Raw genomic sequence first — 12,278 nt, 5'->3', positions numbered from 1 at the left:
AATGGTTCAGGACAGAGTCGAACTGCCGACACATGGAGCTTCAATCCATTGCTCTACCAACTGAGCTACTGAACCATAATAAAAAGTAATGGCGGTCTCGACGGGAATCGAACCCGCGATCTCCTGCGTGACAGGCAGGCGTGTTAACCGCTACACTACGAGACCAAATAAATAATTGCGGGAGGCGGATTTGAACCACCGACCTTCGGGTTATGAGCCCGACGAGCTACCGAACTGCTCCATCCCGCGGCAATAAAAAATTAATTTCTCTAATTTGACCACTTAAATATGGTATCATTTTCACTTAGTAGATGTCAATATCAATTTTAGCAAATTTTTACATTTACTTTATTAAGGGTTAAAAATGATTTGACATACTGAGAAAATAGTCTGTTTTTCTCAAGTACTTAATCAGTATATACAGTAGCCTAAAAATAGTCAATATATTAACAGAAGTAATTTGTGTAAAAACAAACCACAGTTAGAAAAGGGAAACTTTTGATACTAAGTGACTTTTCTAACTGTATAATTAAGTTCGTGAGAAAGCGTTTAGTTTATCATTACCAAAACAGTCACTTCTTCCAACATTATGACAATTTATCGTGTCATATACCCTTGCATTTTGTTTTGAAGTGCTGTAAATGTAGTAAAGCCCTCTTCTTCTAAAAAGTGACCACCGTGTTCTACAATTTTTAAATGGCCTCCTAATGTATCCATAAGTTTTTTTGTTTCTTGATATGAAACATATCTGTCATCCTTAGACGTCAAGCCATAAAAGTGATCTACTTTTGACTTTACATTTTCGTAATCAATATGAATACCTTCTAAATTGATATTTTCATCAATGTCTTGCGCATCTTCTTTAAATCCGGAAATACTAAAGAAACCTTCTATTTGTTGATCAAGCTGCTCTATATATTTTAATGCAGCGATTGAACCGAATCCATGTGTGACAAAGTATGTATCTTTTTGTCTAACTTCTAACTGGGCATTCATTTCAGTTAGCCAATTATTAATATTCGTATTGTCAGATGAATGTAAATTAAACAATTGAACATAATAACCTTCTAAAGTTAAGTTATGTTTTAACCATTCATACCAATGATTTTTTGCATTTCCATGAATTGAATGGATGATAATAACATCTGTCATAACATTTCCCCTTCTTTCATATTAATTAGGTTTATTGTAAATCAAAACCACTCAAAGGGCACGATCTACTCTTATAAGTGGTTGAGATTTGTTTATAATTCATGATATATTTCATCAGCAGCTTTTTTCGCTTGTGATATGCAGTCTGGAAGTCCTACTGCTTCAAATGGTGCACCGGTAATACGCAATCTCGGGTATGTTCGTTTAATATGCGATTGAATTTCATGAATATTTTTTATATGTCCAACATGGTACTGTGGCATACTTTTTTCTAAACGATTAACAATTGTAAAATCTGGTTCTCCTTTAAATGTCATCATTTTTGTCAAATCTTTCCGTGCCATTGACACTAACTCTTCATCGGTATGGTCAGCTACTACTGTATCACCAGGTTTTCCAATGTAAGCACGTATTAACACTTTGCCTTCTGGCGTAGTGAAAGGCCATTTTTTTGAGGTCCATGTACAAGCCGTAATGTGCGTGTCACTGGTTCTAGCTATTACAAATCCAGTTCCATCATAGGTATTTTCAATATTGGACTCATCAAAGGCCATGACAATTGTAGCTACTGATGTAGCATCCATATGCTTAAAGTAATCAAATGCCGGATCATGACTAAACCAGTTCATGAAGGTCTGATGAGGTGTAGTCACAATAATTGCATCAAAATCAACTTTATTTTCTTCTGTAATAAGTTGATAACTTTTTTGTGACACTAAAATATCTTTAATAGGTGTATGGTATTCAATTTTTACGCCTTTTTGTTTAATAAAATCAGCCAATGCTTCAATAAACGAACTCAAACCATGTCTAAATTGTTTAAATTGTCCTTTGGGCGATCCAGGATATAATTCTCTTTTCTTGATACGTTGCTCTTTTTCATATTTCATACCTTTAATTAAACTGCCATATTGTTCTTCCCGCTCTTTAAATTCAGGAAATGTACTCATTAGACTTAATCGATCTATATCTGTACCATAAATTCCGCCAATTAATGGTTCAATAAGATGTTCAAGTACTTCATCTCCTAAACGCTGTCTAAAAAACTGGCCGACTGAAATATCGTTATTTGGCATGATGATTGGTTTTTTAAATAAATCTAAACCTGCACGTAGTTTGCCCAACGGAGAGATTAATTTTGTCTTAATAAATGGTTTTATATCTGTTGGAATCCCCATAATTGCCCCACCAGGAATTGGGTATAACTTATTCTTGGCAAAAATATAAGACTTCCCTGTTCTGTTAGTAATTAAGTCTTGTCCAAGCCCGATTTCATGTGCGATATCTGTCATTATTGTTTTGCGTCCTAAATATGATTCAGGACCCAGCTCAATCGTATAACCATCTTGACGATAGGTTTGAATTTTCCCCCCAGGACGATTTGCTGCTTCAAAAACAGTGATATCTAAATCGGCGTCTTGCTTATTTAAATAATATGCACTTGATAATCCAGTAATTCCCGCTCCAACTATCGCAATTTTTTTGCTCACTGCATTTCACGCTTCCTTTTAAAATATTGATTGAATTTCATCAACAATGGCACCAATAAATAATGGATCCACGTTCGGCATTACCGGACGATGATATGTTGCACCAATGTCATCACATACAACTTTACATTCGTAATCATTATCGTATAAAACTTCTAAATGTTCACAAACAAAACCAACTGGTGCGTAAATAAAATGTTTATAGTGATGTGCTTCATATAATTCCCGTGTTAAGTCTTGCACATCTGGTCCAAGCCAAGGTGTACCCGTGTTCCCTTCTGATTGCCACCCTTGTGCCACATGTTGAATAGCAGATTGTATTTGTAATTGATTCATCGTATCAGTTAATTCTTGAGGATAAGGATCATTATTGCGCTCAATCAGTCCTTTAGGTAAACTATGTGCAGATACTACAAGCACAGTATCATCATGTTCGCTTTCTGGAATATTGGCTAAAGTTTCATTAATTTTTTCAGTCCAATACTGTAAAAATTTAGGTTGCTGATAATAATGTTCTACGTGATGTAATTGAATATTAAATTTATCAGCTTCTTCTTTTGTTCTTTGATTATATGATCCTACTGAAAAACTAGAATAATGAGGCGCCAATACGACTGTTACCGCTTCAGTTATCCCATCTTGATGCATTTGTTCAACAGCCTCTTCAATATATGGTGATATATGTTTTAATCCAAGATAGACTTCAAAGTCAACATTTTGATATGCCAGATTTAATGCTTCTTTAATTGCTTCAGCTTGTTTATTGGTTGTTTTTGCTAATGGTGATAAGCCACCTATAAATTCATATCTATCTTTTAAATCCTGAAGTTCAGCATCACTTGGGCATTTACCATGGCGAATATCAGTGTAATAATCTTCAATTTCACTTTCATCATTAGGTGTACCATAAGCCATTACCAATAGACCTACTTTTTTAGACATTTTAATACCTACCTTTGTTGAATATATTTATCTTTTTGTGTAGTCATGAACAAATTGACTAACGCGTTTTAATGTATCAGGGTTTACTTCTGGAAATACACCATGACCTAAATTGAAAATATGCTTACCATACATCAATCCTTGATCCAAAATATTTTTAAGTCTTTCTTCAATCACAGGCCATGGAGCTAATAATAATGCTGGATCTAAATTACCTTGTAATGTTTTACTTATACCCATGCTCTGAGCTTGTATAATAGATATTCTCCAATCTAAACCTAAAACATCAATCGGCAAGTCATTCCATTCGTCAATCAAATGGCTCGCACCTACTCCGAAAAGTATAATGGGCACATCATGTTTCTCTTTAATTCCAGATATTAATTTCTGCATTGCTGGTTTGATGTAGTATTTATAATCCTGTACATTTAATGCCCCAACCCATGAATCGAAAATTTGAATCAATTCAGCGCCTGCTTCAACTTGCGCAACAACGTAATCTATAGAAATAGATACAAGATGATTCATTAGCGCAAACCAAGTTGCTTCATCTCGATACATCATAGCTTTCGTAAATGTGTAATTTTTTGAGGGCCCACCTTCAATCATATAAGAAGCTAGCGTGAACGGTGCCCCAGTAAATCCTATCAGTGGCACATTTAATTTTTCTTGAGTTAACAACTTAATTGTATCAAGAACATATGGAACATCTCTTTTAGGATCAATCTGTGTTAATTTGTCTACATCATTAACCGATTGGATCGGATTATGAATAACCGGCCCTATACCTGACTTAATTTCAACATCTACACCTATAGGCTTTAACGGTGTCATGATATCTTTATATAATATAGCTGCATCTGTTTGATAATTATCTACTGGTAAATGTGTAACATAAGCACATAGTTCTGGTTGATGTGTAATTTCAAACAATGAATATTTTTCCTTTAATTTGCGATATTCTGGTTGAGAACGACCAGCTTGGCGCATAAACCATACAGGTGTGTGTGTTGCTTTTTCACCCTTAATTGTATTAAGTATTGCATTATTTTTATTATGCACCTAAACGTCCCCCTATACTTAAATCATTCTTTTCAATAATACCATATTGTCGTTTGTTACCATATTTTTGAGCTTAAATGTCATAAAAATGACAAAGCACAATTTTTAACATACACTATAAATATTGAACGTAACGTATATACATTCATTCATCTAGCAATCTACACTCAAAACGCTTATAATAAAGGCAATAAGGAGGTTTTGACCATGAAAATATATACAACTTATGGCACATATGGCTTTCTAAATCAAATCAGAATTAACAATGAAGACCGTCAATTATTTGTATTCTCTACTGCTGATAATTCAGTTATTATCGAAGAGTCTTCTAATCCTTCTATTTTAAAACATCCAACAACGTATGAGACAATAACAGCATATAATGAATTAAATAGTAACCATTTTTATTCTGCTATTTTTATCCCTACTGCAGAAAACTATGCTTATCAATTAGAGAAAAAACTCGCTCAATTAACATTAGATTTTTCATCTTTTGGAGGATTTAAAAGTTATCGCTTTTTAAAGCCAGTTGAAGGCACTACTTATAAAATTTACTTTGGTTTTGCCGATAGACAATCGTATGAAGATTTTAAAACATCAGAATTGTTTCAACAACATTTTTCTAAATCAGCATTAAGCCAATTTTTTGGTGCAAGTAGTCAACATTCTAGCTACTTTGAGCGTTATTTATATCCAGTTAAAGATTAATAAAATATTAAAAAAGCATTGCTAAGTATCACGTTTATCCATGTACTTAGTAATGCTTTTTTTCAATCTCTTAATAATGTTTCTTGGTATTTTAATTTTTTAATAGTGCTACGTATTGTTAGCCAACCTACAAGGAAAAAGACAATGATACCGAAGAAAAACTGCGGATAAAGATACACAAAGGTGATTGAAAAGATCAAACCAATCACCAACATTAACCGATAAAGAAACTGTTCATATCCTCGGATTACAAATGTATCGGGTACTGGCCATACTTGTGGCCATAAGCCATATGCTTGTTGCGTATAAAATTGAGACATTTGTAACAACGTAATATACATAAATAAGCAACCGATGACAATGGTAACAAAAGGATTCGCTAACCATATCATTAAGATTAATGCGATAATAATTAATCGTAAAATAATATTAAATGCATCTTTTCCTCTAACAAAACTCCGTGTAAATAGAAATAAATACATATTTTTAGCATTGAAACGTGTAGCTTTTGGTATAACCAACAATGGATCAAGATATCTACGACGCACGGCGGTCTCTTTTAAATGTTTAACGTCAGTAAACATATTAACAAATTTATAATAATTAGTATGATGACGTTGCTCAATACGAATCATTCTCTCCCAAGGGAATAAAGATACCGCATTTTGCTTTTTCAAAACTATATAGCTAACTACTATTAAAAGAGTAAGAAGTAAGCCTAAATAATTATTTAATCCTAACACAAGTTCATAGCCTAAAATATTAATTATGACTAAAAGAGTGTTAATCGACCAAGATGATTTTTGACCTAAGTACCATTGCCAGCGTATATATAATCCTAAGTAAGAATGTAAAAAGACCATTCCTACAAAAATCAAATAATTTAAAATAGAAAAATGTGGTAATTTAGAAAATAATGGATAAAGTACCACTAGAATGATTAACTGCAACGCTATACGATTATAGAAACTGTAATTTAAACTTAGACGCACATATGTTTTCATGTGCTGTTCAAATGGTAATAAAAATAATTCATCCGCTTGTTTCAATAGTGTACGAATTGGAAAAATAGAAGTGATAGCAACAATAAAGCTTGTAATCAGTGCATAATCTATGTGTTGTGGTATATGGCGTAACCATTGTCCATACCCCATGATAAAAGCACCTAAAAGAATTAATAGAAAAACTGAAAAGTGACCATTGAATATAAATTTATTATAATAGTTTTTTTCCTTGCGAATTGCGATTTTTCTCTGTTTAAATAAAGCGACTTCAGGTTTTATGGTCATTCTAATTGGCCACCTTGAGTAACATGGATATAAATCTCATCTAATGTTTGATGATGAAGACCTGTTTGTTCTCGCAATTCATCTAAATTACCAAATGCAACAATTTTGCCTTTATCTAAAATAATAAATCGATCACAATATCGTTCTGCTGTTGCTAATATATGCGTACTCATTAACACGGTACGATTTTCTTTTTTCTTTTCTACCATCAAATCAAGCATAGACTGAATACCTAAAGGATCCAAACCTAAAAATGGTTCATCAATAATATATAATTCTGGATCAACAATAAAAGCGCATATTATCATAACTTTTTGCTTCATACCTTTAGAAAAATGACTAGGGAAAATGTCTAACTCTTTTTCAAGACGGAATGACTTTAATAATGGTTCTGCACGTCTCATTGCTTCTTCATTCGATATGCCATAAGCCATTGCAGTCATTTCAATATGTTCTTTTAAAGTTAATTCCTCATAAATAATGGGCGATTCAGGAATATAGGATAATTTTTGTCTATATGATTCAATATCATCATTTATATTTGTATTTGAAATTGATAATGCGCCTTGCATTGGTGTTAGTAAACCAAGCATGTGTTTAATCGTAGTACTTTTACCAGCACCATTTAAGCCAATTAAACCTACAATTTCTCCTTTTTGCAATTCAAAAGTTATATCTGAAATGACAGGCCGTTTTCCATAACCACCTGTTAAATGCTCTACTTTAACTGTCATATCGCACCTCCACGCAACTATTGTACCAAAAATCATCATTCTAGCCTAAAATTACAACTATGTTAAAGACGAAAAATTTTGATAGGAATGATATAATATTAACAAATGTACGACTAAAGGAGTGGATTTTAATGTCAGAAACAATTTTTAGTAAAATTTTATCTGGAGATATTCCGAGCTATAAAGTTTATGAAGATGACTATGTATATGCATTTTTAGATATTTCACAAGTAACTAAGGGACATACGCTACTCATTCCTAAAAAGGCTTCTGCTAATATTTTTGAAACTGATGCTGAAACAATGCAACATATTGGTGTTGCCTTACCTAAAGTAGCAAATGCTATCAAGAAAGCTTTTAATCCTGATGGTTTAAATATCATTCAAAATAATGGAGCGTTTGCTGACCAATCTGTCTTTCATCTGCATTTCCACCTATTACCAAGATATAAAGATGATGTCGATGGCTTCGGCTATCATTGGGAAACTCATGAAGACCTCATCGATGATCGTGCTAAAGAAGATATTGCAAAGCAAATTCAGTCTCAATTTTAACGTTAGTGCATACATCACGGACTTCCAGGGTATAAACTAAGTAATTCATTAAAAAGCGAGGAGACATATTTTATGAAAGCAACACGTATAATATTTGGCCTAGGTGTTGGAATAGCTGCCGGCGTAGCTGTTACATTTCTCAACCGTGACAATCAAAGCGTAAAAAATGCAACGATTGATGCGAAAGAGCCTACAGGTACAAATTCAGAGTTGGAACGTGAAATTGAAAATTTAAAGCATAATGTCTACAATGTGATAGACTATACGAAGCAAATAAAAAATGAAAGCACTGCTTATGCTTCTTCAATTGGTGATGAAATTAAATCTTTAATTGGTAACTTTAAAGCAGATATTAATCCAAATATTGAACAGTTACAATCGCATATTGAAAATTTACAAAATCGCGGTCAACAAATAAGCGAAGAATTATCAAGTGATAAAAATTAATAAATAGTTATGTTTAATTTATACGCGTTTGGAACATAATTATATTTTAGGCTCTGAGTTCTATATTGGCATTAGTTGACTGGATTGAGAATACGCTAATACCTAGCTTTTTTCAATCCTAGTCAACCTTGCCGGGGCGGGACTACGAATTCATTATGAATTCTGTCCCGCTCCCTTTTTATTTCAATTATTTACAAACTGAATTTCGAATTTAAATCACTAATTAAGTGTCATTTAATTTATACTCCATTTCACTACACTACTACTTGACTAAGCCTAACTTTAGATAGATAATACATGACATATGATAAAGGAGGCAGACTAATGTTTTTATGTAAGAGACAAATAGATATTCATTCAAGATTTGGATTACCAAGAATTGCATTTTTAAGCTTTGTCTCTACCATTATCATGTTTTTAATTTGTTATGAAATTATGTATTATTTCTCTAATACGCCTCTTTCCGATCATTATTTTCCAATATTGTTATGTGCTGTTATTGCATTATACCCTATTCATAAATGTATTCATTTACTGTTTTTTATATCGTACTACAAATCATTTAAAATCCATCAACTTTCTAAATCCAGATGGTTACCTTTTTTCAATATATATGTTAGTCAACCCATTAATAAATATTATTTTTGTTTAAATTTATTATTACCTTTTATTATCATAACTGGTATTTTTATTCGATTAATTATGAGTCACCCTGAATTTGGTCACTATTTTGTTTTTTTAATTGCTTTAAATTTTGGTTATTCCATTACTGATTTTTTATATTTAAAACTCATTTTATTTTCAAATTATGGCAATTATATTGAAGAACATCAGTCTGGGATTAATATTTTAACTAAAGCTACTAATAAATATGTTAAATAATATACTTTAAATTCTATCAAATAAATTAGCATAACCAATGATACAAAGTATAGTCGCTAAAGAAGCCGGTAAATGAAGTTATAAAAACGCATTTACTGGCTTTTTTCTAGAAATCATACTTCCTTCTTTTTGTATTGAGCTTACCTATCATTCTAAAGTATATTTCGCACCCTTACATCATTTTAATAACCGCATAAAAATTAATAATGTAGTCAATATACACCTAGTACTTTGGTCCTATCTGGCACAAAGTTAATTGGTCCTGCTTAAAAAGTGTGTTATATTAACTTTGTTATATTAACCAAAGGAGAATTCGACTATGAAGATTATGAATAGAATTATTATTCCAGTAACTGCAAGTGCATTATTACTTGGTGCTTGTGGTTCAAATGCTGCAGACTCAAAAGACAACACCCTCATGTCATCAAAAGCTGGTGACGTCAAAGTTGCTGACGTTATGAAAAAAATTGGTAATGAACAAATCGCTAACACTTCATTTAGTATAATGTTAAATAAAATATTAGAAGATAAATATAAAGATAAAGTTGATACAAAAGATATAGACGATGAAATTAAACAAGAACAAAAAAAATATGGTGGTAAAGATCAATTTGAAAGTACATTAAAGCAACAAGGAATGTCACTAGATGATTATAAACAACAGAAAAAATTAGCTGCCTATCAAAAACAATTACTTGCAGATAAAATTAAAGTTTCTGATAAAGATGTAAAAGACAATTCTAAAAAAGCATCTCACATTTTAATAAAAGTTAAATCTAAAGATAGTGATAAAGAAGGCTTATCTGATAAAAAAGCAAAAGAAAAAGCTGAAGAAATTCAAAAGCAAGTTGAAAAGGATCCAAGTAAATTCGGTGAAATTGCGAAAAAAGAATCAATGGATTCTTCAAGTGCCAAAAAAGATGGTTCTCTAGGATATGTCATTAAAGGTCAAATGGTTGATGAATTCGAAAAAGCATTATTTGACTTAAAAGAAGGAAAAGTTTCTAAAGTTATCAAAACTGATTATGGCTATCATATTATTAAAGCGGATAAAGAATCAGATTTCAATTCAGATTTCAATAGTGAGAAAGCTAATATAAAAGAAAAAATGATAGAACAAAAAGTTCAAAAAAATCCTAAGTTATTAACAGATGCTTATAAAGATTTACTAGATCAATACAAAGTTGATTATAAAGATCGAGATCTTAAAAAAGTAGTTGAGGATCAAATTTTAAACCCAGATAAAATCAAGCAACAACAACAAGCTCAATCAGGCGGCAGTGCTGCAGGATTACAATAATTGGGTATGTCTTAATAAGTTGAGAGATAAAGTTCTCTAACTACATTAATAAAGCGTACAGGACATCATTATGTTTCAAGCTATGAACTAAATATTAGTTGACTAGATTGAAAATACGATTATACTAAGCTTTTTTCAATTCTAGTCAACCTTGCCGAGGCGGAACAACGAATTCAAAATGAATTCTGTTCCGCCCTTTTTTTCTTTAAACGAAATGATTTTGCCAATTGAATAAGCTACCATTTTCCTATATTTAATGCCATGTGGACAAATATTAACGCTTGTTTGACTTCGAGCATGTCTAAAACTAATATTTGATTTAATAACATTTTTGTCATGTCTTGCTGAATTTAAGTTAAAATTCTCATTGGCAGATACGTAAATCTTATTTTTATTCTTATACATAAGCGAACTCATCATCATATTTTAGCGAGGTTTATTAAATCATACGAAACAATCTTATTTTTAAAGTATGCGAGAGCTATTTACATTGAAGATATTCACCTTATCTTGCTCTGAAAAATAGTTAGATTCACTAATGTTTTTTTGCATTTTAGCAATCCAACTATCCGGTGCATAATGTGCATCTGAACCAAATAAAATATGAGAAATATCGGTTACTTCTTTTAAACTAGCAAAAGTCGATTCTCCAGTTGATAATGCTGTATCATAATAAAATTGACCAATATAGTAATTTGCTGGCTTTGTTAATGATGACCAACCAGAAAGTGCATGCTTATATGTTTTAAACAAATATCCATATTGAATAGGATGTTGTAGAATCGATTTAACAATTTCTTTTTTACTACTTGTTATAAAGGATTTTAAACGTTGTGCAGGTGCTTCCATAATATATTTTTCGGTGTTTACTGCTTCACTAATACGCCAATTAATATATGGCAGCGTACCTCCAGAATGGGCAAGTATAAATTTAATATTTGAATAGCGTTCCACTGTACCACTTAAAATCAAATTCGTAGCCGCTCTAGTGGTATTAAATGTAAATTCCTCAAGAAAATCGACAAATACATATTGTGGCTTTTTAAATTGCTTAGGTGATGAACTCGGATGCACAAATACTATGCCCTTTCTATCATTGATTACGTGCATTACATCATCAAAACAATCATCGCCTAAAAAGGATTCATTGTAATTTGATAGTAAGCCTACACCGTCTAATTTTAAGACATCTAATGCATATTTAATTTCTTTAATTGACTCTTTAACAAATGGCAAAGGAATCAGGGCAAAACTCTTAAATTTATCTGGATATTGTTGTTTTAATTCTGCTTGATATTCATTAACTGCACGTGCTACCTTTGCTGCTTGTTTTCTTGAAAATGGTAAAGTTGCTGGCTCTGAAATTGAAGTTACAGCTATGTCGATATGCAATTTATCCATCATGTCAAGACTATCCTGAGGAGTCCAATCTTTTATTGGATACCCACCAGACATTGTTATACCAATTTTCTTGAGTGACTTTTTATACAGTGGAGGAATAATATGATGATGAATATCAATTATTTTTTCACTTTCATTCATAAACATTTCCTTCTTTCTATAAATCTTATGAATTTATCATTAAAACACAGCGATGAATTTCTTAGATAGCGCTATTTCAAACCTAAAATAGCACAAATATAAATTAATGTCTTGTCATATTTTGTCTATTTTCCTTTTAAATAAACATATTAATAAGTTTTGTTGTTTATATGTAA

General features: G+C 31.7%; 12 protein-coding genes and 3 tRNA genes. 5 read left to right on the top strand and 10 right to left on the bottom strand.

Annotated features, from left to right (window positions below; all coding sequences use genetic code 11):
* Positions 1–2: 2 nt before the first annotated feature.
* The 7 genes from HMPREF2864_RS11510 to hemE form a co-directional block, all read right to left on the bottom strand.
* Positions 3–75 (bottom strand) — tRNA-Phe (locus HMPREF2864_RS11510).
* Between the two features lie 14 nt (positions 76–89).
* Positions 90–165 (bottom strand) — tRNA-Asp (locus HMPREF2864_RS11505).
* Positions 166–175: 10 nt separating this feature from the next.
* A tRNA-Met gene (locus tag HMPREF2864_RS11500) sits at positions 176–249 on the bottom strand.
* 348 nt (positions 250–597) lie between these two features.
* Positions 598–1,152: an RBBP9/YdeN family alpha/beta hydrolase gene (locus HMPREF2864_RS11495; RefSeq protein WP_002458782.1), complete on the bottom strand. Its 555-nt coding sequence runs from the start codon at positions 1,150–1,152 to the stop codon at positions 598–600.
* Between the two features lie 92 nt (positions 1,153–1,244).
* A complete protein-coding gene (gene hemY, locus HMPREF2864_RS11490) occupies positions 1,245–2,642 on the bottom strand; it encodes a protoporphyrinogen oxidase (RefSeq protein WP_070545758.1) in 1,398 nt (465 codons plus the stop codon).
* Between the two features lie 18 nt (positions 2,643–2,660).
* The gene (gene hemH / locus HMPREF2864_RS11485) at positions 2,661–3,584 is read right to left on the bottom strand and encodes a ferrochelatase (RefSeq protein ID WP_070572237.1); all 924 of its coding nucleotides are present in this window, start codon (positions 3,582–3,584) and stop codon (positions 2,661–2,663) included.
* A gap of 27 nt (positions 3,585–3,611) precedes the next feature.
* On the bottom strand, positions 3,612–4,646 hold the full coding sequence (gene hemE, locus HMPREF2864_RS11480; RefSeq protein ID WP_002458779.1) for a uroporphyrinogen decarboxylase: 1,035 nt from the start codon (positions 4,644–4,646) through the stop codon (positions 3,612–3,614).
* A gap of 207 nt (positions 4,647–4,853) precedes the next feature.
* Here hemE and HMPREF2864_RS11475 point away from each other — a divergent pair, with 207 nt between their 5' ends.
* On the top strand, positions 4,854–5,354 hold the full coding sequence (locus HMPREF2864_RS11475; protein WP_002458778.1) for a hypothetical protein: 501 nt from the start codon (positions 4,854–4,856) through the stop codon (positions 5,352–5,354).
* Positions 5,355–5,416: 62 nt separating this feature from the next.
* On the opposite strand, the gene HMPREF2864_RS11470 is transcribed toward HMPREF2864_RS11475, so the two are convergent.
* Both HMPREF2864_RS11470 and HMPREF2864_RS11465 read right to left on the bottom strand, forming a co-directional pair.
* Positions 5,417–6,643, bottom strand: coding sequence for an ABC transporter permease EcsB (locus HMPREF2864_RS11470; protein ID WP_070545761.1), 1,227 nt, complete (start codon positions 6,641–6,643; stop codon positions 5,417–5,419).
* The gene (locus tag HMPREF2864_RS11465; protein ID WP_002477990.1) at positions 6,640–7,377 is read right to left on the bottom strand and encodes an ABC transporter ATP-binding protein EcsA; all 738 of its coding nucleotides are present in this window, start codon (positions 7,375–7,377) and stop codon (positions 6,640–6,642) included. The genes HMPREF2864_RS11470 and HMPREF2864_RS11465 overlap by 4 nt, the downstream gene beginning before the upstream one ends.
* A gap of 131 nt (positions 7,378–7,508) precedes the next feature.
* Between HMPREF2864_RS11465 and HMPREF2864_RS11460 the strand changes: the two genes are divergently transcribed.
* From HMPREF2864_RS11460 to HMPREF2864_RS11445, 4 genes are all read left to right on the top strand, one after another.
* A complete protein-coding gene (locus HMPREF2864_RS11460) occupies positions 7,509–7,931 on the top strand; it encodes an HIT family protein (RefSeq protein WP_002492637.1) in 423 nt (140 codons plus the stop codon).
* Between the two features lie 72 nt (positions 7,932–8,003).
* Positions 8,004–8,378 carry a YtxH domain-containing protein gene (locus tag HMPREF2864_RS11455; protein ID WP_002458774.1) on the top strand — a complete coding sequence of 125 codons (375 nt, stop codon included), beginning with the start codon at positions 8,004–8,006 and terminating at the stop codon, positions 8,376–8,378.
* 324 nt (positions 8,379–8,702) lie between these two features.
* Positions 8,703–9,260 carry a DUF3267 domain-containing protein gene (locus tag HMPREF2864_RS11450; RefSeq protein ID WP_002477987.1) on the top strand — a complete coding sequence of 186 codons (558 nt, stop codon included), beginning with the start codon at positions 8,703–8,705 and terminating at the stop codon, positions 9,258–9,260.
* 319 nt (positions 9,261–9,579) lie between these two features.
* Positions 9,580–10,560: a peptidylprolyl isomerase PrsA gene (locus HMPREF2864_RS11445; protein WP_070545766.1), complete on the top strand. Its 981-nt coding sequence runs from the start codon at positions 9,580–9,582 to the stop codon at positions 10,558–10,560.
* A 465-nt stretch (positions 10,561–11,025) separates the two neighbouring features.
* On the opposite strand, the gene HMPREF2864_RS11435 is transcribed toward HMPREF2864_RS11445, so the two are convergent.
* A complete protein-coding gene (locus HMPREF2864_RS11435; protein ID WP_002458770.1) occupies positions 11,026–12,102 on the bottom strand; it encodes an amidohydrolase family protein in 1,077 nt (358 codons plus the stop codon).
* Positions 12,103–12,278: the final 176 nt, after the last annotated feature.

The organism is Staphylococcus sp. HMSC059F04 (assembly GCF_001812565.1).
In the GTDB taxonomy this organism is placed as follows: Bacteria; Bacillota; Bacilli; order Staphylococcales; family Staphylococcaceae; genus Staphylococcus; species Staphylococcus lugdunensis.
This window is presented reverse-complemented; position numbering and strand designations above follow the sequence as displayed.